Below are 22,535 nucleotides of genomic sequence, written 5' to 3'. Positions count from 1 at the left end.
ACATAAACACCTGAGGAGGGCATATGCCCAACGACGTATACGACCCGCCGGTACTTGCACCGGACACACTTCGCATCATCCCGATCGGCGGTCTCGGCGAGATCGGTCGCAACATGACGACCTTCGAGATCAACGGCAAGATCCTGATCGTCGACTGCGGCGTGCTGTTCCCCGAAGAGCACCAGCCCGGCGTCGACCTGATCCTTCCCGACTTCACGCCGATCAAGAACCGTCTGAAAGACATCCTCGGCATCGTGCTCACGCACGGTCACGAAGACCACATCGGCGCGGTTCCCTACCTGCTGAAGCTGCGCGCCGACATCCCGCTGATCGGTTCTGCACTCACCCTCGCCTTCATCGAAGCGAAGCTCAAAGAGCACCGCATCAAGCCGTACACCTTGCAGGTCACGGGCGGCCAGGAAGAGAAGATCGGCCCGTTCGATCTCGAGTTCGTCGCGGTCAACCACTCGATCCCCGACGCGCTGGCCGTTGCCATCTTCACCGACGGCGGTTCTGTGCTGCACACCGGTGACTTCAAGATGGACCAGCTGCCGCTCGACGGCCGCCTCACCGACCTGCGCGACTTCGCACGTCTCGGCGAAGAGGGCATCGACATCTTCCTCTCCGACTCGACCAACGCCGACGTTCCCGGCTTCACGCCGACCGAACGCTCGATCGGTCCGGTTCTCGAAGACGTCATCGCCCGCGCGCCGCGCCGGGTCATCGTGGCCAGCTTCTCCAGCCACGTGCACCGGGTGCAGCAGGTGCTCGACGCCGCGCACGCCAACGGTCGCCGCGTGGCACTGCTCGGTCGCTCGATGGTGCGCAACATGACCATCGCCGCCGAGCTGGGCTACCTCAAGGTGCCTGAGGGCGTGCTGGTCGACTTCAAGAAGGCCGGCAACATCCCGGACAACAAGATCGTCTACATGTCCACCGGTTCGCAGGGTGAGCCGATGGCCGTTCTGGCCCGCATGGTCAACCGCGACCACCAGATCGAGGTGGGCGAGGGCGACACCGTCATCCTCGCATCCAGCCTGATCCCCGGCAACGAGAACGCGGTCTACCGCATCATCGATGGCCTGATCAAGCTCGGCGCCAACGTGGTGCACAAGGGCAACGCCAAGGTGCACGTCTCCGGACACGCTGCCGCCGGCGAGCTGCTCTACGTGTACAACATCCTGAAGCCGAAGAACGTGCTTCCGGTTCACGGCGAATACCGCCACCTGGTCGCCAACGCGAACATCGCGGTGGAGAGCGGTGTGCCTCGCGCGAACACGTTCCTCGCCGAAGACGGCACCGTCATCGACTTGCACGACGGTGTCGCGAAGGTCGTCGGCCAGCTTGACCTCGGCTTCGTCTACGTCGACGGTTCCACCGTCGGTGAGATCACGGATGCCGACCTCAAGGATCGCCGCATCCTCGCCGAGGAAGGCTTCATCTCGATCATCGTCGTGGTCGACAAGGCCAACGGCAAGGTCATCACCGGCCCCGAAATTCACGCCAAGGGTTTCGCCGAAGACGACTCAGTCTTCGACGCGCTCAAGCCGAAGATCGAGGCCGCGCTGGCCGAGGCCGCCGGCAACGGCGTGCGCGACACGCACGCACTCGCTCAGTCGGTGCGCCGCGTGGCGGGCCGTTGGGTGAACGTGACGTTCCGTCGTCGCCCGATGATCGTTCCCCTGGTGATCGAGGCGTAACCCTCGCACACTGAAATACTGCCGACCCTGGTTTCGACCGGGGTCGGCAGTTTTCGTTAAGGGCGACCGGCCGACCACCGAAAGGTCATCCTCAAGGCTGATATCTGCGCGAAACCTGCGGGAATGCCCCCTCGGGTTCACACCCCGCCCATAGGATCAACGAAATCACTACTTTGGGGGCAGCTGTTGAGCGTCGCGCGTAAATGGGTTTTTCCGATCATCCGACTGGTCTTGGTCGCGGCCATCGCCGCCGCTCTCGTGAAGGTGGCATTCTTTCCCGACAACGCGGAGGCCAGCAACCCGAGCATGCCGACGGGCCAGATCGTCGAACCACAGATTCCAGTGGCGCTCGGCACCATCACCAACGACGTCACTCTGCCCGGCACCGTGCAGGCTGATCCTGCGGTTCCCGTGCGCGCCACCGGCGCCGGTGCCGTCGACGAGGTTTTCGCGCAAGCCGGGCAGCAGGTCAACGCCGGTGACAAGCTCTACGACATCAAGGTCGAGACCATCAACGAGCCGGTCGAGACGAAGGATGCCGCCGGCAACGTGACCGGGATGACGCAGCCGCGTCCCACGGTCACCTTCGCCAAGGTCTACGCACCCATCACCGGTGTGCTCAGCTCGCTCACCGTGCTCTCCGGCCAGGCGGTCGCCGTCGGTGACACCGGAGGTCAGATCGCCCCGCCCAGCTTCTCGGTGAGCGGTTCGCTCAGCCCAGACCAGCAGTATCGCCTGCTCACCCAGCCGACCGAGGCATCCATTGCCATCACCAACGGTCCTGCCCCCTTCACCTGCACCGGCCTCACCATCACGACGCCGCTCGCCGGCGCCGACAGCGCGGCCGGGGCCGGGGCCGGTGCCGAGGGTGCAGCGACCGGTGGGTCTGCCACGACAGTGCGCTGTGCGATTCCGGGCGACGTCACGGTGTTTCCCGGACTCGCCGCACAGATCACTATTGCCGGCGGCAAGGTTGAGAACGTCATGGTCGTGCCGATCACCGCGGTCAAGGGCTCTGCCGAGACCGGTGTGGTCTGGCTCGCCGGCGGCGAGGGCACAGCAGAAGAACGACCGGTCAAGCTGGGAATGAGCGATGGCACGAACGTGCAGATCGTCGAGGGTCTCGCCGAAGGCGACCTGATCAACCAGTTCGTGCCGGGAGCCGTTGCGCCAGACGCCAACGGGTGTATCCCACAGCCCGACGGCAGCATGATGTGCGGCGACGTCGTGAGTGCTCACTGATGCTTCTGCGACTCGAGGGCGTGACGCGAACGGTTCCGCTCATCGATGGTGCGCCGCTGACCATCCTCTCCGGGGTCGATCTTGAGGTGGCCGTCGGCGACCGCATCTCAATCGTTGGGCGATCCGGATCGGGCAAATCGACACTGCTTAACCTGCTCGGGCTGCTCGACAACCCCACCACCGGCGAGATGACTTTCGACGGGCGCGAGGTGCGGTCGTACTCCTCGGCAGTTCGCGACAGGGTGCGTGGCCGCGATGTCGGCTTCATTTTTCAGCAGTTCAACCTGCTGCAGGGCAGAACCGCGCTCGAGAATGTGATGACCCCCCTGCTCTACGCTGAAGGCCGCCAGTTTTGGCAGCGCGCCCGGATCGCGGCGGAGATGCTCGATCGTGTCGGCCTTGGACACCGTGCCTCGTCCATGCCCGACAAGCTGTCGGGAGGTGAACAGCAACGAGTCGCGATCGCGCGCTCGCTGGTTCGCGGTCCGCGGCTGATTCTCGCCGACGAGCCGACCGGTGCACTCGACCTGGAAACCGGGTCGAGCGTGATGGAACTGCTTGACGAGGTCGCCACGGCCTCGGGAGCAGCACTCGTCACGATCACTCACGACCCCGCGATCGCCGCGCTGTCGAAGACGCACTACCGACTCGATCTCGGTGTTCTCACCCCCGTCGCCGGCTACGGCGGCCCCGCGCTGACGCCGTCGGCGGCAGCACCAGACGCGACCGGTTCCACACGGCAGGATGAAGCAGCCGATAGCGTCGCTGACACCGAGCGAGTCTCCGCATGAAGCGCTTCACCACCGGCATCGTCGGTTCGTTCGCCGAGGCCTGGCAAGAAGTCCGCATCCACAAGACCCGCGTCATGCTCTCGCTCATCGGCGTGGCCGTCGCAGTCTGCGCTATCACCACGGTGGTCGGTCTCGGCGCCGTGGCGAAACAAGCGATGGTCGAACAGTACGAGCGAGGAAGCGGGCGACCGGCGCTGCTCTCGATCTATCCGTCTCTGGCCGACGGCTCCGCTCCGCCGACCGATCTCATGCAATCAACGTGGGAAACCACCCTCGATCGCTACGACATCAGCTTTGCCAGCCGCGTTGTGAACTCAAGCCAGACCGTTCAGTTCGTCGATGGGGCGACGGGCGTGCAGACGATGGGCGTTGACGTTCCCTATGGCGAGATGCATCGCATCCGTCTTTCTGAAGGCGCCTGGTTCACTGACGCGGATGTCGATCGGCTTGCGCCCGCGCTCATCGTGAACGAGGTCTTCTACAATCGGCTGGGGCGACCCGATCTGGCGACGCACCCCACCACGACGTTGGTCGGGCAGCAGAACACGACGGCCGTGATCGTCGGGGTCACACCGTCGTCGCAGTGGGATATGACGCCGACCATGTTCATGCTGACCGATGCGTTGCAGGGGCTCGTTCCCGTTGGAGCCGCATCTCAACAGCCGTCCGACCCGAACTCCTACATGATGGGCGGCCAGCCGCCCGGCTACGAGTTGTGGGTGCCCACCGAGATCTCGGATCAGCTCGTCACCGCCTTGCAGCGGGACATCGGCGCCTCACTTGGAAAGGGAGCCAATGCGAGCGTGAACCGGCAGGACTACCAGTCGTGGGGCGGTGGCGACCCGTTCCTCCCGATCCAGCTGATGATCGGGGGAGTGGCTGGTCTCGTGCTGCTGCTCGGGGCGCTCGGCCTGCTGAACATTGCGCTGGTCACGGTGAAACAGCGCATCAGGGAGATCGGAATCCGCCGCAGCTTCGGGGCAACCGCCGGGCGGGTGTTCTTCGCCGTGATGATGGAGAGTGTCGTCGCGACGGTCGTTGCCGGTGCCGTCGGCGTGGCATTCGCGGTGCTGATCGTGAAGAACCCGTGGATGGAGGGCCTGATCGGGCAGGGCCAGGTCACCGATTTCCCGCCGTTCCCGGTGGAGGCAGCGGTGCTCGGCCTGCTGGTCGCAACCTTTGTCGGCGCCCTCGCCGGCCTGCTTCCTGCCCTCGTGGCGGTGCGCGTGAAGGTGATCGACGCCATCCGCTACTAGATCGCTGCGTCGCTGAGGTGCCTGTCCGATTACTGAGTCGTGTTCTCCCATTCGACGGAGATTTGGGCGAAAAGGCCCGATTTTCGCGCGAAAGTCTGCATTCGCTGCCGAATCTCCGTCGAATGGCGGACTGCTCATGCGTGCGTTCAAAACGTCGCCCCACGCATCCGTCTGGCGACGATTTGAGCGCACGCACGAACAATTCGTGGCCGGCGGATGCCGACACTCGCGAAATCACGTGCGCCGAGATGGACTCCAGGCACGAGGCATACCCGACCTCACCCCGGCGCGCGCGCCACGCCGCCACGCCGGACGCCGCCACGCCGCCACGCCGCCACGCCGACACGCCGGACACCGCTCCAGCAGATGCGGCGCGTGGGCGTGGGAACCGGCCAATGTCGGCGGGCAGAGGTACCGTTGATTCCATGGCTACGAGCACTAAGTCGACCGGTCGTGCGCGCAGCACGCCTGCGTCAGGCGGCACCGCGCGCAAGCCGGCGAACAAAACAGCAACTGCGAAGACCGTCAAGTTTGCGGCGGCAGAGCCGAAACCGGCTCTGTTGGTGCGCATCTGGATGGCGCTGGCCCACCTCGCCGGTGGCGCTGCGCGCGCCCTCGGCCCCGAAAAGCTGCAGAAAGACGAGCGCCGCGACGGACTCCCGTTCTTTCTCGTGCTGCTGGCGATCTTCGGTGCGGTGATCGAATGGTTCCTGATCAACGACGAGGTCGCTCAGAACCTTGACGCCTACACCTTCGGCGGACTCTTCGGCCGGGTCGCGTTCGCGCTGCCCGTGATCATGCTGATCTTCGCGGTCTGGCTGTTTCGCAAACCCAGTTCCGTTCATGACAACGGCCGCATCGGCATCGGTCTCTCCCTGCTGCTCGTCTCGGTGTCTGGCCTCTGCCACATCTTCGGCGGTCAACCAGAACCCAGCGACGGCATGATCACGCTCGCCGGCGCCGGCGGTGTCATCGGGTGGATGATCGCCGCCCCGCTGATTTTGCTGACCACCTCGATCGGTGCCACGGCCATCGTCATCCTGCTGCTGGTGCTCAGCCTGTTCATCATCACCAAGACCCCGCCGAACAAGATCGGTGAGCGGGGCCGCGAGCTCTACGCCTGGCTGTTCGGCGCCCAACTGCCCGACGCCGACGAACGTCAGGCGGCCAAGGCGGCCAAGCTCGAGAAGACCGCGCAGATCGAACTCGACGGCATCGATGGCGACGGGAGCGACGGCGACGAAGACCCGAACGCCCTGCCGTGGTGGCGTCGCAACACCAGCAAGCGTGAGGAAGACCCCGATTTCGGGGGCGCCATGGTGACCGATCCGGATGCCGACAGTCACGACGACGACCCGATGAGCGTTTTGCTCGGCGGCGGCAACGGCGACGCCCGCGGCGGCTTCGACACCGCTCTGGAGCCAGAGACCCCGCGGGTTCCGCACACCCCGCACCCCATCGAACCCGACTACGCCGGCACAGAGGTGCTCAACGTTTTGGGCGACCTCACCAAGGCCGAAGCGGCCGTCAAGAGCCTCGTTCCTGACGCCGCGGTGCACAACCCGGCCATCGGCTTGCACGCCGACGACGAGTCAGAACTCACCGACGAGCTTCCCGGCTTCGAAAACCTCGACGACCCCGACGGCGAAGGGATGCGTCAGCTGGTGTCTGCGTCGCAGCCGACCGCGCCCTACCAACTGCCCAACGCCGCCACCCTCGTCGCCGGCCCGCCGGCCAAGGCCCGCTCCGAGGCCAACGACGACATCGTCAAGTCGATCACCGAGGTGCTGCGCCAGTTCAACGTCGACGCCAAGGTCACCGGCTTCTCCCGCGGCCCGACCGTCACCCAGTACGAGATCGAACTCGGCCCTGGCGTCAAGGTCGAGCGCGTCACCGCCCTGAGCAAGAACCTCTCCTACGCGGTGGCGTCGAACGAGGTGCGCATCCTCTCGCCGATCCCCGGCAAGAGCGCCATCGGCATTGAGATTCCGAACACCGACCGTGAGATCGTCACCCTCGGCGATGTGCTGCGCTCCGGTGCGGCCACCAACAGCACGCACCCGATGACCATCGGTGTCGGTAAAGACGTCGGTGGTGGCTACGTCGTGGCCAACCTCGCCAAAATGCCGCACCTTCTCGTCGCCGGTTCGACCGGTTCGGGCAAGTCGAGCTTCGTCAACTCGATGATCACCAGCCTGCTCATGCGCGCCCAGCCGAGCGAGGTGCGCATGGTGCTGATCGACCCCAAGCGGGTCGAGCTCGCACCCTACGCCGGCGTTCCGCACCTGATCACCCCCATCATCACCAACCCGAAGAAGGCAGCAGAAGCGCTCGCCTGGGTAGTCAAAGAGATGGACATGCGTTACGACGACCTGGCCAGCTTCGGCTTTCGCCACATCGACGACTTCAACAAGGCGGTCGTCGGCAATGAGATCGTGTTGCCGCAGGGGAGCGAGCGCACGCTCAAGCCCTACCCCTACCTTCTCGTCGTCGTCGACGAGCTTGCCGACCTGATGATGGTCGCCCCGCGTGACGTCGAAGACTCGATCGTGCGCATCACCCAGCTCGCCCGGGCATCCGGAATTCACCTCGTGCTCGCCACCCAGCGCCCGAGCGTCGACGTGGTGACCGGTCTGATCAAGGCCAATGTGCCGTCGCGCCTCGCCTTCGCCGTGACCAGCGTCACCGACTCCCGGGTCATTCTCGACCAGCCGGGCGCCGACAAGCTGATCGGGCAGGGCGACGCCCTCTTCCTGCCCATGGGGGCGTCGAAGGCCGTGCGTGTGCAGGGTGCTTGGGTCAACGAGGCCGAGATTGAGAAGGTCGTCGCCCACGTCACCCGCCAGGCTCGGCCAGAGTACCGGGCGGATGTCGCGGCGACCGCAGCGAAGAAAGAGATCGACTCCGACATCGGTGACGACCTCGACCTGCTGCTCGCCGCCGCCGAACTGGTGGTCTCGACCCAGTTCGGCTCGACCTCGATGCTGCAGCGCAAGCTGCGCGTCGGCTTCGCCAAGGCCGGCCGTCTGATGGACCTGATGGAGTCGCGCGAAATCGTCGGCCCGTCCGAGGGCTCAAAGGCCCGCGACGTGCTCGTCAACGCGGAGCAGTTGCCCGCTGTGCTCGCGCGTCTGCGTGGTTCCGATGCCGAGCAGGCCGCCCTCGCGACGCCGGCCGCTGCGCCGATGGAGGCACCGGATCCCCGGTACGCCGAAGACCCGGTCTCGCGAATGTCGGAGGGCTATCCTGAGGTAGAGGTCTCCGATGACGAGGATGCCTGGAACTTGACCGACAGGGACTGATTCGATGGCTTCACCCAACGTCCCGGTGGCGGTTCCCAGCAACTGGAACCTGCCCAACCTGATCACCGTTGTGCGCATTCTGCTCGCTCCACTCTTCATGTGGATGCTGCTGGCCGACAACGGCGAAGACGGCGCATTGCGCTGGTGGGCAGCGGGCCTGTTCATCGTCGCGATCGCCACCGACGGAATCGATGGCGCGATCGCCCGGCGTCAAGGACTCGTCACCGACCTCGGCAAACTGCTTGATCCGATCGCCGACAAGGTGCTCACCGGGGGAGCGCTCATCTGCCTGTCGATCCTCGGCGAGCTGTGGTGGTGGGTGACCATCGTCATTCTGGTGCGCGAGGTCGGCATCACCATCTTCCGCTTCGCCATGCTGCGTGACCGGGTCATTCCGGCCTCTCGTGGTGGAAAGCTCAAGACGATCCTGCAGTCGGTCGCCATCTCGCTCTACCTGGTTCCGCTCTGGCTCGTCTTCGGCGAGTGGGTGCACTATCTCAACGCGGTCGTGATGGCTGCGGCGTTGATCATGACGGTCGTCACCGGCATCGACTACTTGGTCGCCGCCCGTCGCGAGAATCGGTCACGGCGCGATGCCTAGGCACTCAGGGGGGAGCGCCGGCCCGTCCGCACGGGTCGCCGCTGCGACAGCGGTTGACCACACGGCGGAGTTGATCGCGACTCTCACCGCTCGTCGCCTCACCATCGGCGTCGCCGAGTCGCTGACCGGCGGACTCCTGATCGCCGAACTGATCCGCATCCCAGGGGCATCCGTTGTCGTCACCGGCGGAATCGTCGCCTACAACACCGAGCTCAAGCGCACGCTCTTGGGGGTCGATGGCGGCATGCTCGCCGTGCATGGCGCTGTGCACCCGGATGTCGCAATTCAGATGGCGGTCGGCGTGCGCACCGCGGTCGCAATCGGTGGGGTTCGCGCCGACATCGGAGTGTCAACCACCGGTGTTGCCGGGCCAGACGCGCAAGACGGACAGCCTCCGGGAACCGTCTTCATCGGGGTCTCGTCAGAAAATCGCACGGTGGCAATTCCGGTGCAGCTGACGGGTGATCGGGCTAGGATTCGAGCAGAAACCGTGACCGCGGCAATCGAAGCTGTGCGTCAGCTGATAGCTCCGGACGGCATGGAATAGTTCCCGCAACACCCCGGTTACAGACAGCACATTCACAAACAAAGCCCAGTCATCGTGAGTAGTGTCATAGTGTCGGATGTACGTAGTAATGTTGAACATCCGCCACATGAACCTCCGTGTTTGAGTGGCAAGAGAAGGAGGTTCCGATGATTCTTGTTCGTCAGGAAATCGGCGATGTGCTCAGGGACTTCCGCCTGCAAAAAGGTCGTACCCTGCGTCAGGTCGCGAGTAAAGCCAGCGTTGCGCTCGGCTACCTGAGCGAGGTCGAACGTGGTCAGAAAGAAGCCTCTTCGGAGATTCTGGCCTCAGTTGCAGATGCGCTCGACACCCCTATTTCGGTCATCATGCGTGAAGTTGGCGACCGTCTGGCCGTAATCGAGGGAATCGACAGATTTCCCGACACCGTGCCCGACGAGTTGGTTGCCCATTTCGATGCCGGCATGATGGTGCGCTAGGCCCTCGCACACGCAATGCGACTGTATTAATGCGTACGAGCGAGTTTCGCCGTGCCGTCAGCGATGAATTCGGTGACGGCTACGGTCGTGTAGTCACGAACGATCTGGTTTTGACCCCGCTCGGCGGGCGCACGGCCGAACAGGCCCTCGCCGGCGGGGTTCCCGCACGCGACGTGTGGCTGGCGCTCTGCGCCGAGACGGATGTCCCCGAGAGCCGTTGGTACGGCGTCGGGCGTCCGGTCGTCGCGAAGTAGCCGAGTCCGCCGCCGCCGCTGAGCGCGCCACCGACACCGCTGAGTCCGCCGCGCGGGTCGGGTGCCATTGCGCGGGTCGGCCCCGGTGCACGCACCGGCACCCGACCGGCGCAACGTCATTCCGCTCTGGGGTGGGAGTCTCTCGGACTCCGAGATGACTGGCGTGGTGCGGTTCGAACATGTCCAGCTTTTGTGTTCGACACGCCGGGTTCCTCTCGAATACGTGTTCGGGTTTTGATAGGCTCCTCCACAGCAGCTATCGGTGACGAACTGTCCACGGTGTGCGGTGCTTTCTGACCAGTGTCAGAGGCTCGGCGTACAGTCGATTTTGTCAACGACAGACTGCAATTGCCTTGTCGAGACAGCGAAGTGGGGCCTCCCCGCTCGCAGATCCGACAGCCTATAGGCGACCGACGCACGACAATAAGGAGCCCGACATGCCCTCAGCAGCAGACCGCGAAAAAGCACTCGAAACCGCACTCGCCCAGATCGACCGCCAGTTCGGCAAGGGCTCAGTCATGCGCCTCGGAAGCGACGAGCGTGCCCCCGTCGAGACGATCTCAACCGGCTCCATCGCATTGGATGTCGCGCTCGGCATTGGCGGGCTGCCGCGTGGCCGCATCGTCGAGATCTACGGCCCGGAATCCTCGGGTAAGACCACACTCACCCTGCACGCCATCGCCAACGCGCAAAAGAACGGCGGCATCGCCGCGTTCATCGACGCCGAGCACGCGCTCGACCCCGAATACGCCAAGAAGCTGGGCGTCGACATCGACGCGCTGCTCGTCTCTCAGCCCGACACCGGCGAGCAGGCGCTTGAAATCGCCGACATGCTCGTGCGAAGCGGCTCGATCGACCTGATCGTGATCGACTCCGTTGCAGCCCTCGTGCCGCGCGCTGAAATCGAGGGCGAGATGGGTGACACCCACGTCGGCCTCCAGGCCCGACTGATGTCACAGGCTCTGCGCAAGCTGACCGGTGGCCTCAGCCAGACCAACACCACCATGATCTTCATCAACCAGCTGCGCGAGAAGATCGGTGTCTTCTTCGGAAGCCCCGAGACCACCGCCGGTGGTAAGGCGCTCAAGTTCTACGCCTCTGTTCGCCTCGACATCCGTCGCATCGAGACCTTGAAAGACGGTACAGAAGCAGTCGGTAACCGCACGAGGGTCAAGGTCGTCAAGAACAAGATGGCGCCGCCGTTCAAGCAGGCAGAGTTCGACATCATCTATGGCATCGGAATCTCCCGCGAGGGCAGCTTGATCGACTTCGGTGTCGAGCACCTGATCGTCAAGAAGTCGGGCGCCTGGTACACCTACGAGGGCGACCAGCTGGGTCAGGGTAAAGAGAACTCCCGCAACTTCTTGCTGAAGAACCCTGACATCGCCAACGAGATCGAGACCAAGATCTTGACCAAGCTCGGCATCGGCCCGGAAGGCATCGCGGCGAAGGCTGCCGCGGCGAAGGAAGCGGCCGCCGCCGCAGCTGCGGCCAAGGCCGCCGGCGCTCCCGAGGCCGCACCGGCCAAGGCTCCGGCGCGCAAGAGCGCCTAGCGCCGGCGCTCTCACTCAGCCGAGAAGAAGTATCGAGAAGGAAGGTCACGGGCATGGTTCACTTCGAACCCGCAGATGACACGGCAAAGAAAACCACTCTGGCGCCCGTGACCTACCTCCCCGGGGTGTTTCCCGGTGATGGTCCGGTGCGCACCGCTACCCCGGTGCGCACCCCGCGCGCGACGCCGGGCTGGCATGTCGAGTCGGGCGAGGCCTCCGCGATCGAGGCCTCCGAGGTCGGTGCTGATTCATTCGATGCCGATTCCGTCGATGCCGATTTGGACGTTGCCGATTCGGTTCAGACCAACGCGGCCGGTACCGGTTCAGCTTTCGACGCGGCCGCTGGTGACGGTGATGCCGACGATTCTGCCGTCGAAGAGGAGATTGATCCCGCCGAAGAACGTGAGCGGGCCGAGCACCTCTTGATGCGGCGTCTACGCAGCCGATCGCTCTCGGTCAAAGAGGCGAGTGCAGTTCTGGCCGCCACCGACATTGACGCGGGGGAGGTCGAGGAGATCATCGAGCGGTTCCGTGAACTGCACTACATCGATGAAGACCGGTTGGCCGATCAGATCGTGCACAGCCACCACGAACGCAAGGGCCTCGGTCGTTCCGGCGTCGAAACCGAGATGCGCCGACGCGGGCTCGACCCGATCCTCATTCTCACGAAGCTGGAAGAGCTGCCCGACGACGAAGCGGAGCGGGCGGGTGAACTCGCGATCAAACGCATCCGCCAACTTGACCGGCTCGACGACCAGACCATCGATCGCCGACTCACCGGTTTTCTGCTGCGCAAGGGGTACAGTTCGGCGGCGGTTCGCGCGGCGGTGAAGGCCGCAATGGCCTCGCGCAGCGGCGGCGACAAGGCCTCGGGCGTTCGGTTCAGGTAGGGAACGTAAACTAGTTCACACTATGAGCAGTGAGACTTTGGCACGCCCCACCCTGATCGCCCCTTCGAGCGCGGCGGTCGACGCAGACGGCAAGGCCCGCACCTACGAGGTGCGCACCTTCGGCTGCCAGATGAACGTGCACGACTCCGAACGCCTGACCGGTTCGCTCGAAGCAGCCGGCTACGTCTCGGCCAACGGCGAAGAAGCCGACGTCGTCGTCATCAACACCTGTGCCGTGCGTGAGAATGCTGACAACAAGCTCTACGGCAACCTCGGCTACCTGGCCTCGGTGAAGCGCCGCCATCAGGGAATGCAGATCGCCGTCGGCGGCTGCCTCGCTCAAAAGGACAAGAACGTCATCCTCGAAAAGGCGCCCTGGGTCGACGTGGTGTTCGGAACCCACAACATGGGCTCGCTGCCGAGCCTGCTGGAGCGCGCCCGCCACAACGGCGAAGCCCAGCTAGAGATTCTCGACTCTCTCGAGACCTTCCCCTCGACGCTGCCCACCAAGCGCGACTCCAGCTACAGCGGTTGGGTGTCCATCTCGGTCGGCTGCAACAACACCTGCACCTTCTGCATCGTTCCCGCGCTCCGCGGCAAAGAGAAAGACCGCCGCCCGGGAGAGGTGCTGGCCGAGATTCAGGCGCTCGTCGACGACGGCGCCATCGAGGTCACTCTGCTCGGCCAGAACGTCAACTCCTACGGTGTCGAGTTCGGCGACCGTCTCGCCTTCGGCAAGCTGCTGCGAGCCGCCGGCAAGATACCCGGCCTCGAGCGCATCCGTTTCACCAGCCCGCACCCCGCCGCGTTCACCGACGACGTGATCGACGCGATGGCTGAAACTCCGGCCGTGATGCCGCAACTGCACATGCCGCTGCAGTCCGGTTCAGACGCCATCCTCAAGTCGATGCGTCGGTCCTACCGCTCGACCAAGTTCTTGGGCATCCTTGAGCGGGTGCGCGCCCAGATGCCGCACGCGGCGATCAGCACCGACATCATTGTCGGTTTTCCCGGCGAGACCGAAGAAGACTTTCAAGAGACCCTGCGGGTTGTCGAAGAAGCCCGCTTCGCCACGGCGTTCACGTTCCAGTACTCGATTCGCCCGGGCACCCCGGCCGCCACGATGCCTGATCAGATTCCCAAAGAGGTCGTGCAGGAGCGGTACGAACGCCTCGCCGAGCTGACGAACCGCATCTCTTGGGAAGAGAACCAGGCCGTCATCGGCCGTGAGGTCGAACTGCTCGTCGCCAACGGTGAGGGCCGCAAAGACGCCGACACGCACCGGATGAGCGGTCGCGCGCCAGACAGCCGCCTGGTGCACTTCGATGTTCCGGCCGGCTCAGAGGTTCCGCGCCCTGGCGACATGGTGACGGTCGTTGTGACCGGGGCTGCGCCGTTCCACCTCATCGCCGATTCCACCGATGGCGCACCGTTGCGGGTGCGTCGCACCATCTCCGGTGATGCCTGGGATCGCATGCAGGCCGAGTCCTGTGGGGTTCCGGCCCCGGCCGATGCGTCAGGTGCACCGCGCGCTGCCGGCCCGGTGTCGCTCGGATTCCCGTCGTTGCGACTGCAGGGCGGCGCCACCACCATCCCGATCTACACCGCCGACGATTCCGAACGCTGAGTTGATTGTCGCGATCGTCGGTCCCACCGGAACCGGCAAGTCCGAACTCTCCCTCGACCTGGCCGAACGGCTGATCCAACGCGGGCAGTCGGCCGAGATCGTCAACGCCGACGCCATGCAGCTCTATCGGGGCATGGACATCGGCACGGCGAAGCTGTCGGTCGACGAACGCCGCGGCATCCCGCACCACCTGCTTGATGTGCTCGACGTCACTGACGAGGCCACTGTCGCCAACTACCAAACGGATGCCCGCCGCGCGATCGACGAGATCCTCGCGCGCGGCGCCGTGCCGATTCTCGTCGGGGGCTCCGGCCTCTATGTCTCGTCGGTGGTCTTCGACTTCAAATTTCCGGGCACCGACCCCGAACTGCGCGCACAGCTCGAGGCGGAGTTGCTGGCCAATGGACCTGGCCTGCTCTCTGCGCGGCTCAAGGAAGTTGACCCGGTGGCCGCCTCTCGAATTGGGTCGAGCAACGGGCGCCGTATCGTGCGCGCACTCGAGGTGATTGCGATCACCGGCCAGCCTCACTCCGCGGCCCTGCCCGACGAACCCGTCTACTGGCGGCCGACCTGCACGCTCGGGCTGACCGTCGACCGCGCTGAATTGACACCGCGTCTCGACGAACGCGTGCTGCGGATGTGGGCGAGCGGACTTCTCGGTGAGGTAGAGCAGCTGATTCCGGCAGGCCTGGAACACGGCGTCACGGCCAGCAGGGCGATCGGCTACGCTCAGGCGCTCGGACAACTGCACGGCACGCTGACCGAGGCGGAGGCGATCGAACAAACGCAACAGCTCACCCGTCGCTATGCGCGCCGTCAGGTCAGCTGGTTCAAGCGCGGCGTCGACACCCGCTGGATCGAGTCGGCATCCGCCGACCGGGTCGAGCAGGCCCTGCACCTCGTCGACCAGAGTGCGGCCCTGGCCGCCACCTAAACTGAGTTCATGGGCATTGATCTACATTTCACCAAAGGCCAGGGAACCGGCAACGATTTCGTGCTGTTCGCCGATCCGGAGGGTGAGAACGAACTCAGCCCGACCCAGATTCGTGCCGTCTGCGACCGCAAGTTCGGGGTCGGCGGCGACGGCCTGATCCGTGCCGTGAAGTCGAACCGGCTCGACGCCGGGGCTGTTGCGCTGGCCGAGGACAGCGCCGCCGAGTGGTTCATGGACTACTGGAACGCCGACGGAACCATTTCTGAGATGTGCGGCAACGGCATCCGTGTGTACACCCGCTTTCTGATCGACCAGGGCCTCGTCACCTTGGAGCCCGGCGACACCCTCGCCATCGGCACCCGGGCCGGCGTGCGCGACGTGCAGCGCAACCGCACGGGCTTTCAGGTGGACCTGGGGCGCTGGATGCTTGATGGCGGCGAACCGCTCGTGCGTGCCCGCAATCTCTCGGTCGCACGCCCGGGTCTCGGCATCAATGTCGGAAACCCGCACGTGGTCGTCGCCCTCGCCGACGACGAGGAGCTCGACGCCGCAGACCTGAGCTACATTCCTCAGCTCGACCCAGAACCCGCGGCAGGCGCCAACGTGGAATTCGTGGTGCCCGGTGACCCGCTCGTCGTCGACGGGGTCGGTCACATTCGCATGCGCGTTCACGAGCGCGGCAGCGGCGAAACCCTGTCGTGTGGCACCGGCGCGGCCGCAGCGGCACTGGCCACCCGGCACTGGGCCGGAGCCGGTGCGCCGAACCAGTGGCGTGTCGAGGTGCCCGGTGGGGTGCTGGGCGTGCGGATGTTTCCGACAGAGGATGGCGAGCATGTCTCGCTCTCCGGCCCGGCTGAACTGGTCTTCGACGGGGTGCTCGGCCTGGGCTAGACCTCAGCGTCGACCCGTTCGTTGATCGAGGAGCAGCCGACGGAGGAGGCCGCGTCTCGAGATCTCGCGAGCCAATCCTTGAACTCGGGTTGCGTTTGAACGTCGGCTCGCGAGGTCTCGAGACGGCCGCGGGCGGCCTCCTCGACCAACGAAATGGTCAAATTCGTTCACCACAATGCCGCGCAGCGGCCCCATAGCTCGAGATCTCGCGAGCCAATCCTTGAACTCGGGTTGCGTTCGAACATCGACTCACGAGGTCTCGAGACGGCCGCGGGCGGCCTCCTCGACCAACGAAATGGTCAGGTCCGCCGACTTTGACCTGTGCGGTCGACTTTCCCCGGTCCGCCGGGGATGCTCGACCGCAAAGGTCAAGCTCGGCGCAGGAAGCTACTCGCCCCGATTCACCCTCAACACTCGAAAGCCCTTGCTCGTGGTCGTGCGCGACACCGTGTACTCGTCGCTGAGCTCGTCATCGAGCCAGCGGTGAAGCGAGTCGGAGCCGAGGTTCTTCTGCACGACGAGCCAGGCATCCGAGCCGGGCTGCAAGCGCGGCAGCCAAGTCGTCATCAAGTTGTGCAGTTCGTCTTTGCCGACCCGGATCGGCGGGTTCGACCAGATCGTGCGAAACAGGAGATCGGCCGGGACATCCGCCGGCAGAACAGCGGTCACATTGGTGAGCCCGAGCGCCGCGGCGTTGCGCCGAACCAGGTCGAGGGCCCGTTCGTTGACGTCGACGGCCCAGATGCGGGCGTCGGGGGAGGTCAACGCGAGGTGGAGACTGATCGGACCCCAGCCGCAGCCGATGTCGAGAAAATCGCCGTCATGCGGGGGCGGGGGAGCATTGTTCAACAGAACCTGAGTGCCAGTATCGATGTGATCGGGGCTGAAGACGGCGTTGGCCGTCGTCACCGTGTACTCCCGGCCGGCGAGTTGCACAGAGATCTGTCGCAATTTGAGTTCGCTATCGGATGCAGACGAGAAGTAGTGCTCTGGTGCCATAGTAGGAAACTATCGGAGTTCGAGGAACTAGGGTTAAAGCGATGACTGATTCCACTGCCCCACACGACGACGACGATGTAGTTGCGCGGGTGTTGGCCAGCGCTGACTCCCGGGCTTCCGGATACTCGCTTTTCACCAGCGGAACCGCACAGGCTCTGCAGGCTGACTCTGCCGACGGCGGATTCGACGGCGAACAGCTGGAACGAGCCGACCGCAACGCGCTGCGGCGTGTTCCCGGGCTCTCCACAGAGCTCGAAGACGTCACGGAGGTCGAGTACCGCCAGCTGCGGCTCGAGAACGTCATTCTGATCGGCGTGTACACGCAGGGCACGATCACCGACGCCGAGAATTCCATGCGCGAGCTCGCCGCCCTCGCCGAAACAGCAGGGGCCACCGTGCTCGACGGCCTGATGCAGCGACGCGCGAAGCCGGACCCCAGCACCTATTTCGGCAAGGGAAAGGTGCAGGAGCTCGCCGCCGTCGTTCAGGCGATGGGCGCCGACACCGTCATTGCCGACACCGAGCTGGCACCGAGCCAGCGGCGCGCGCTCGAAGACGCGGTCAAGGTCAAGGTCATCGACCGAACCGCCGTCATCCTCGACATCTTCAGCCAGCACGCCAAGAGCCGTGAGGGCAAGGCGCAGGTCGAACTTGCCCAGCTTCAGTACTTGATGCCGCGCCTGCGCGGCTGGGGCGATTCCATGTCGCGTCAGGCCGGTGGCCAGGTCGGCGGCACCGGAGCCGGCATGGGCTCTCGTGGTCCCGGTGAGACGAAGATCGAGCTCGACCGTCGTCGCATCCACACGCGCATGGCGAAGCTGCGCAAGCAGATGGTCGAGATGAAGCCGGCCCGCGAGGCCAAGCGGGCCAATCGCAAGCGCAACGCCGTGCCATCCGTCGCCATCGTCGGCTACACCAACGCCGGCAAATCGAGCCTGCTCAACCGCATCACCAATGCCGGCGTGCTCGTCGAGAACTCGCTGTTCGCAACGCTGGATGCGACGGTGCGCAAGTCGACGACGGCCGACGGGCGCCTGTACACGCTCACCGACACCGTCGGTTTCGTGCGCAACCTGCCGCACCAGTTGGTGGAGGCGTTCCGCTCGACCCTTGAAGAGGTCGCCGACTCGGATGTGATCGTGCACGTCGTCGACGGCTCACATCCTGACCCCGCGAGCCAGCTGGCCACCGTGCGCGACGTCATCGGCGAGGTGGGGGCCCGCGAGATTCCCGAGATCGTCGTGTTCAACAAGAGCGACCTGATCGGCGACGACGAGCGGCTGCTGTTGCGTGGCCTCGAACCCAGCGCCATCTTCGTCTCGGCCCGCAGCGGCGAGGGCATCGACGAGGTTCTCACCCGGATCGCCGAGTTGATTCCTAGCCCGCAGGTCGAGCTTGACCTGCTGATTCCCTACGAGCGGGGCGACCTCATCTCTGCGCTTCACCAGCACGGCCGGATTCTCTCGACCTCCTATGCCGAGACCGGCACAGAGGTGACCGCGATGGTCAACCCCGATATCGAGCCGCAGTTCGCTGAGTTCCGGGTGGTACGGGCCGTCACCGCCTAACGGCGCCGGGTCGTCACAGTCAGTCATAGTCGGTCGCCGCCCTGCCAATTGCCGAACTCGGTGATTAGAGTCGTCAGCACTCGCTCGCTCGGAGCGGGTGCATGGTGATCTCAGGGCGGTGGCGCGACGGTGACGACTGCTTTTCGCCCGCCTGTCTCATTTGAGCTCTATCCGCCGAGATCGGATGCCGCGGCATCCGCCCTCGCCGGCACGATCGATCGACTCGCAGAAGTCTCACCCGACTTCATCTCGGTCACCTACGGGGCAAGCGGATCGTCGCGCACCTCGTCGCTGGACGTGCTTCGGTACATCCTGCACCACACGAACGTCGACCCGATGGGCCATCTCACCTGTGTCGGCTCCTCGCATCGACAAGCGAGCAGCCTGATTCGGGAGTTTCTGGATGCCGGGGTGCTGAGCTTCTTGGCGCTCAGGGGTGACGCTCCCGCCGGTCTGGCCGAGGGCGAGGAGTTTCTCGGCGACCTCAAGAGCGCGGGAGAGCTCGTGCAGCTCATCCACCGGGTGCAGGCCGAGCGCGTGCCGTATCGCGAGACGCCGGTGCCCGGTGTGCCGGCGGCACGCCAGCTGAACACTCAACGCACCAAGGTGCGGATCGCCGTTGCGGCCTTTCCGAACGGACATCCCCGCTCACGGTCGACCAGCCAAGACATCGACACCTTGCTGGCGAAGCAGGCGGCCGGGGCGAACCTGGCGATCACCCAGTTGTTCTTTCACGCCGACCACTACCTCAGCTTCGTGCAGCAGGCACGCCAGGCCGGAGTGGAGTTTCCGATCCTCCCCGGCATCATGCCGGTGACCAGCCCGACCCGGTTGAGGCGCATCCTGGAGCTGACCGGTGAGGCTCTGCCCTCCGGGCTCGCCATTGAACTCGAAGTCGAGCCGACCGAGCAGGGGCAGCGTGAGATCGGAATCGACTATGCCGCCAACCTCGCAGCCGAACTGATCGCCGGCGGTGCCCACGGGCTTCATCTGTATGCGTTCAACGAGCACGACACCGTGTTGCAGGTGCTCGAGCGCTCCGGCCTGGCGACCACTGCACCCACCCGCAAGACCACCCGCGAGCCCGCCCCTGCCCGCGAGCCCGCCCGCGAGCCCGCCCCTGCCCGCACACCCGAGCCAAGGAACCGCACATGACCACTGAGCACGCATTCCCCACCGGCACCATCCTCGGGTACCCGCGGATCGGACGCCGCCGAGAACTGAAGAAGGCGGTCGAAGCGTTCTGGGCCGGAACGACGACGGCCGACGAGCTTGAAGCGACCGCGGCGAACCTGCGTGCAGACATCCGCTCTCGACTGGCCGGACTCGGCCTGGGGCGCACCGACTCGGCGATTCCCGAGAGCTTCTCCTTCTACGACCAGGTGCTCGACACCCTCTGTCTGGTGGGCGCCGTGCCGCCCCGCTTCCACCACCTGATCGGCGAGGACGGCAGCCTCGACCTGGCCGGCTACTTCACGCTTGCTCGCGGCGACGGCGAGAACTCGCCACTCGAGATGACCAAATGGTTCGACACCAACTACCACTACATGGTTCCGGAGATCGGCCCGGACACGGTCTTCTCCCTGGCCGGCGATCGCATCGTCAGAGAGTTTGAAGAGGCCGCGGCCGCCGGATTCCTCACTCGACCCGTGCTCGTCGGGCCGGTCACCTTTCTGCTGCTCTCCAAGCCCACCGACTCCGCCCCCGCCGGCTTCTCGCCGCTTGACCGTCTCAACGATCTGCTGCCGATCTACGCCGGTGTGCTCCGCCGGCTTGCCGACGCCGGTGCCGAGTGGGTGCAACTCGACGAGCCAGGAGCCGTCTCCGAGAGCCTCGGCGTGCCGCGCAGCCAGGTGCTCGGGGCACTCAGCCGCGCCACCGAGACCCTCGGGCGCCTCGCTGTGCGGCCGTCGCTCTTTGTGGCGGCGCCCTATGGCAGCCTCGACGACGCTCTGCCGGTGCTCGCCGCGGCTCCGATCGAGGCCATCGGTCTCGACCTCGTGCGCGGTTCGCGTCCCGAGGCCACCGCCGGGCTCGCCCAGAAGACCCTCGTCGCCGGAGTCATCGACGGGCACAACGTGTGGCGGGGCGATCTGGCCGCAGCATTCGCCACGGCCGCCGGGCTCTCCGGGCATGCCGCCCACGTCGCGGTCTCGACATCCACCTCGCTGCTGCACGTTCCGCACGACGTCACCGACGAACCAGAGCTTGCCGCCGAGCTCGCCGACTGGCTGGCCTTCGCCGACCAAAAGATCGGGCAGGTTGTGACTCTGGCCCGCGGGCTCACCGAGGGGAGCGACGCGATCCAGCACGAGCTCGCGGCGGCGCGCACGGCCCTCGCCGCACGCACCGCGGCGCCTGGCGTGGCTGACCCCGCGGTGCGGGCGCGCACGGCGGCCCTCGCCCCCGCGGATTTCAACCGTTCCGCCTATCCGGTTCGGGTCGCCGCTCAGGATGCCGCGCTCGGTCTTCCCGAGCTGCCGACGACGACCATCGGCTCGTTTCCCCAGACCGCAGACATCCGTCGCGCACGTGCGCAGCACCATCGTGGGGAGCTCTCCGCTGTGGACTACCAGGAGCGCATGCGCGCCGAGATCAAGCGGGTGATCGACCTGCAAGAACAGCTCGGGCTCGACGTGCTCGTGCACGGTGAACCCGAGCGCAACGACATGGTGCAGTACTTCGCCGAGAACCTCGACGGTTTCGCCACGACGGTGAACGGCTGGGTGCAGTCCTATGGCAGCCGATGTACGCGTCCGTCGATTCTGTGGGGCGATGTCTCACGGCCGGCCCCGATCACCGTCGGCTGGTCGACCTACGCGCAGAGCCTGACCAAGAAGCCGGTCAAGGGGATGCTGACCGGTCCGGTCACCATTCTCGCCTGGTCGTTCGTGCGCGACGATCAACCCCTTTCCGACACCGCCAGGCAGGTGGCGCTGGCCCTGCGCGACGAGATCGCCGACCTCGAGACGGCCGGCATCACGCTGGTTCAGGTTGACGAACCGGCGTTGCGCGAACTGCTTCCGCTCAAGAAGCGTGACCAGGAGGCCTACCTGGAGTGGTCGGTCGGAGCATTCAAACTGGCGACCGCCGGTGTCGCCGATGCGACCCAGATTCACACCCACCTCTGCTACTCGGAGTTCGGCGTGGTGATCGACGCGATCCGCAACCTCGACGCCGATGTCACGAGCATTGAGGCGGCGCGTTCCCGCATGGAGGTGGTGGCCGACCTCGGCGCGAGCGGATTCAGCCACGGCATTGGGCCAGGCGTCTACGACATCCACTCGCCACGCGTGCCGGACACCGACGAAGTGGTGGGGTTGCTCGAGCGGGCGCTGGCCACGATTCCGGCCCGTCAGCTCTGGGTGAACCCGGACTGCGGGCTCAAGACCCGTGGCTACGACGAGACGATCGCGTCACTGGCCAACATCGTCGAAGCGACGCAGCTGGTGCGGGCGCGCGTCGGGGCATCCGTCGGTTGGTAGACAATTCGGTGGTCGAGGAGCGCGCGACGAAGGAGCGCGCGTCGAGGGAGTGCGCGTTTATGAGGCACATGGCCATTGTCATCTCAGCTGGGCGCGGAGTATCCCCGCTGGCGCGCGGTAGAGCCCGCGCCGGCGGGGATACCCCGCGCCCAGACGGGGCGGGGGGCCGAATGGCCGATTACGTGTACCACTTTGCCGCGCAGTGGCCCCGTAGCCCATATGCCGAGATCAGGCGAGATGTCGAGATCAGGCGAGCCGATCTCCAGGCCTGGGCTGCGTCCGAGGAGTGGCGGGAGGCGGTTTCGACAGGCTCAACCAACGGAGCGGTGCGATGGAGAGGGCGGCCGCAGGTGGTCTTGACAGGCTCGGCCAACGGAACGCCGTTGCGCGGATCGAAAACCGTGACGCCCGTTGAGTTCAGTGGGCGTGGCAGCTTTCAA

General features: G+C 65.5%; 18 protein-coding genes. 17 read left to right on the top strand and 1 reads right to left on the bottom strand.

What is annotated here, in order from left to right:
* The first annotated feature begins 23 nt into the window (after window positions 1-23).
* The 14 genes from ABD791_RS17755 to dapF all read left to right on the top strand — a co-directional run bounded on the left by ABD791_RS17755 (window position 24) and on the right by dapF (window position 16,043).
* Window positions 24-1,700, top strand: coding sequence for a ribonuclease J (locus ABD791_RS17755; protein ID WP_345069156.1), 1,677 nt, complete (start codon window positions 24-26; stop codon window positions 1,698-1,700).
* A gap of 186 nt (window positions 1,701-1,886) precedes the next feature.
* On the top strand, window positions 1,887-2,942 hold the full coding sequence (locus ABD791_RS17750) for an efflux RND transporter periplasmic adaptor subunit (RefSeq protein ID WP_345069154.1): 1,056 nt from the start codon (window positions 1,887-1,889) through the stop codon (window positions 2,940-2,942).
* Window positions 2,939-3,733: an ABC transporter ATP-binding protein gene (locus ABD791_RS17745; protein WP_345069205.1), complete on the top strand. Its 795-nt coding sequence runs from the start codon at window positions 2,939-2,941 to the stop codon at window positions 3,731-3,733. Before ABD791_RS17750 ends, ABD791_RS17745 begins: the two co-directional genes overlap by 4 nt.
* Window positions 3,730-4,989 carry an ABC transporter permease gene (locus ABD791_RS17740; RefSeq protein WP_345069152.1) on the top strand — a complete coding sequence of 420 codons (1,260 nt, stop codon included), beginning with the start codon at window positions 3,730-3,732 and terminating at the stop codon, window positions 4,987-4,989. The genes ABD791_RS17745 and ABD791_RS17740 overlap by 4 nt, the downstream gene beginning before the upstream one ends.
* Window positions 4,990-5,414: 425 nt before the next feature.
* On the top strand, window positions 5,415-8,291 hold the full coding sequence (locus ABD791_RS17735) for an FtsK/SpoIIIE family DNA translocase (RefSeq protein ID WP_345069150.1): 2,877 nt from the start codon (window positions 5,415-5,417) through the stop codon (window positions 8,289-8,291).
* Window positions 8,292-8,295: 4 nt separating this feature from the next.
* A complete protein-coding gene (pgsA, locus tag ABD791_RS17730) occupies window positions 8,296-8,892 on the top strand; it encodes a CDP-diacylglycerol--glycerol-3-phosphate 3-phosphatidyltransferase (protein ID WP_345069148.1) in 597 nt (198 codons plus the stop codon).
* Window positions 8,885-9,439 (top strand): CinA family protein, encoded by a 555-nt coding sequence (locus ABD791_RS17725; protein ID WP_345069146.1) that lies wholly within the window; start codon window positions 8,885-8,887, stop codon window positions 9,437-9,439. Before pgsA ends, ABD791_RS17725 begins: the two co-directional genes overlap by 8 nt.
* A 146-nt stretch (window positions 9,440-9,585) precedes the next feature.
* Window positions 9,586-9,894: a helix-turn-helix domain-containing protein gene (locus ABD791_RS17720; protein WP_345069144.1), complete on the top strand. Its 309-nt coding sequence runs from the start codon at window positions 9,586-9,588 to the stop codon at window positions 9,892-9,894.
* 29 nt (window positions 9,895-9,923) lie between these two features.
* Window positions 9,924-10,148 (top strand): DUF3046 domain-containing protein, encoded by a 225-nt coding sequence (locus tag ABD791_RS17715; protein WP_345069142.1) that lies wholly within the window; start codon window positions 9,924-9,926, stop codon window positions 10,146-10,148.
* A 437-nt stretch (window positions 10,149-10,585) separates the two neighbouring features.
* Window positions 10,586-11,701: a recombinase RecA gene (gene recA, locus ABD791_RS17710; protein WP_345069140.1), complete on the top strand. Its 1,116-nt coding sequence runs from the start codon at window positions 10,586-10,588 to the stop codon at window positions 11,699-11,701.
* A 53-nt stretch (window positions 11,702-11,754) separates the two neighbouring features.
* On the top strand, window positions 11,755-12,591 hold the full coding sequence (locus ABD791_RS17705; protein WP_345069138.1) for a regulatory protein RecX: 837 nt from the start codon (window positions 11,755-11,757) through the stop codon (window positions 12,589-12,591).
* 22 nt (window positions 12,592-12,613) lie between these two features.
* Window positions 12,614-14,218: a tRNA (N6-isopentenyl adenosine(37)-C2)-methylthiotransferase MiaB gene (gene miaB / locus ABD791_RS17700; protein ID WP_345069136.1), complete on the top strand. Its 1,605-nt coding sequence runs from the start codon at window positions 12,614-12,616 to the stop codon at window positions 14,216-14,218.
* Window positions 14,219-14,222: 4 nt separating this feature from the next.
* Window positions 14,223-15,152, top strand: coding sequence for a tRNA (adenosine(37)-N6)-dimethylallyltransferase MiaA (gene miaA, locus ABD791_RS17695; protein ID WP_345069203.1), 930 nt, complete (start codon window positions 14,223-14,225; stop codon window positions 15,150-15,152).
* Between the two features lie 9 nt (window positions 15,153-15,161).
* A complete protein-coding gene (dapF, locus tag ABD791_RS17690; protein ID WP_345069134.1) occupies window positions 15,162-16,043 on the top strand; it encodes a diaminopimelate epimerase in 882 nt (293 codons plus the stop codon).
* A gap of 387 nt (window positions 16,044-16,430) precedes the next feature.
* Here the strand turns inward: dapF and ABD791_RS17685 are convergent, their stop codons facing one another.
* Window positions 16,431-17,042 carry a class I SAM-dependent methyltransferase gene (locus ABD791_RS17685; RefSeq protein WP_345069132.1) on the bottom strand — a complete coding sequence of 204 codons (612 nt, stop codon included), beginning with the start codon at window positions 17,040-17,042 and terminating at the stop codon, window positions 16,431-16,433.
* A gap of 41 nt (window positions 17,043-17,083) precedes the next feature.
* On the opposite strand from ABD791_RS17685, the gene hflX reads away from it, so the two are divergent.
* The 3 genes from hflX to metE all read left to right on the top strand — a co-directional run bounded on the left by hflX (window position 17,084) and on the right by metE (window position 22,095).
* Window positions 17,084-18,610, top strand: a complete 1,527-nt coding sequence (hflX, locus tag ABD791_RS17680) for a GTPase HflX (protein ID WP_345069130.1) — start codon at window positions 17,084-17,086, stop codon at window positions 18,608-18,610.
* A gap of 129 nt (window positions 18,611-18,739) precedes the next feature.
* Window positions 18,740-19,765 (top strand): methylenetetrahydrofolate reductase, encoded by a 1,026-nt coding sequence (locus ABD791_RS17675; RefSeq protein WP_345069128.1) that lies wholly within the window; start codon window positions 18,740-18,742, stop codon window positions 19,763-19,765.
* The gene (gene metE / locus ABD791_RS17670) at window positions 19,762-22,095 is read left to right on the top strand and encodes a 5-methyltetrahydropteroyltriglutamate--homocysteine S-methyltransferase (RefSeq protein WP_345069126.1); all 2,334 of its coding nucleotides are present in this window, start codon (window positions 19,762-19,764) and stop codon (window positions 22,093-22,095) included. Before ABD791_RS17675 ends, metE begins: the two co-directional genes overlap by 4 nt.
* Window positions 22,096-22,535: the final 440 nt, after the last annotated feature.

The organism is Glaciibacter kafniensis, assembly GCF_039538945.1.
In the GTDB taxonomy this organism is placed as follows: Bacteria; Actinomycetota; Actinomycetes; order Actinomycetales; family Microbacteriaceae; genus Cryobacterium; species Cryobacterium kafniensis.
This window is presented reverse-complemented; position numbering and strand designations above follow the sequence as displayed.

Coding starts and splice junctions, on each gene's coding strand:
- dapF (WP_345069134.1), top strand. CDS start 15,162: ATGGGCATTGATCTACATTTCACCAAAGGCCAGGGAACCGGCAACGAT.
- metE (WP_345069126.1), top strand. CDS start 19,762: ATGACCACTGAGCACGCATTCCCCACCGGCACCATCCTCGGGTACCCG.
- recA (WP_345069140.1), top strand. CDS start 10,586: ATGCCCTCAGCAGCAGACCGCGAAAAAGCACTCGAAACCGCACTCGCC.
- ABD791_RS17705 (WP_345069138.1), top strand. CDS start 11,755: ATGGTTCACTTCGAACCCGCAGATGACACGGCAAAGAAAACCACTCTG.
- hflX (WP_345069130.1), top strand. CDS start 17,084: ATGACTGATTCCACTGCCCCACACGACGACGACGATGTAGTTGCGCGG.
- ABD791_RS17715 (WP_345069142.1), top strand. CDS start 9,924: ATGCGTACGAGCGAGTTTCGCCGTGCCGTCAGCGATGAATTCGGTGAC.
- ABD791_RS17725 (WP_345069146.1), top strand. CDS start 8,885: ATGCCTAGGCACTCAGGGGGGAGCGCCGGCCCGTCCGCACGGGTCGCC.
- ABD791_RS17735 (WP_345069150.1), top strand. CDS start 5,415: ATGGCTACGAGCACTAAGTCGACCGGTCGTGCGCGCAGCACGCCTGCG.
- ABD791_RS17720 (WP_345069144.1), top strand. CDS start 9,586: ATGATTCTTGTTCGTCAGGAAATCGGCGATGTGCTCAGGGACTTCCGC.
- miaB (WP_345069136.1), top strand. CDS start 12,614: ATGAGCAGTGAGACTTTGGCACGCCCCACCCTGATCGCCCCTTCGAGC.
- ABD791_RS17755 (WP_345069156.1), top strand. CDS start 24: ATGCCCAACGACGTATACGACCCGCCGGTACTTGCACCGGACACACTT.
- ABD791_RS17685 (WP_345069132.1), bottom strand. CDS start 17,042: ATGGCACCAGAGCACTACTTCTCGTCTGCATCCGATAGCGAACTCAAA.
- ABD791_RS17740 (WP_345069152.1), top strand. CDS start 3,730: ATGAAGCGCTTCACCACCGGCATCGTCGGTTCGTTCGCCGAGGCCTGG.
- pgsA (WP_345069148.1), top strand. CDS start 8,296: ATGGCTTCACCCAACGTCCCGGTGGCGGTTCCCAGCAACTGGAACCTG.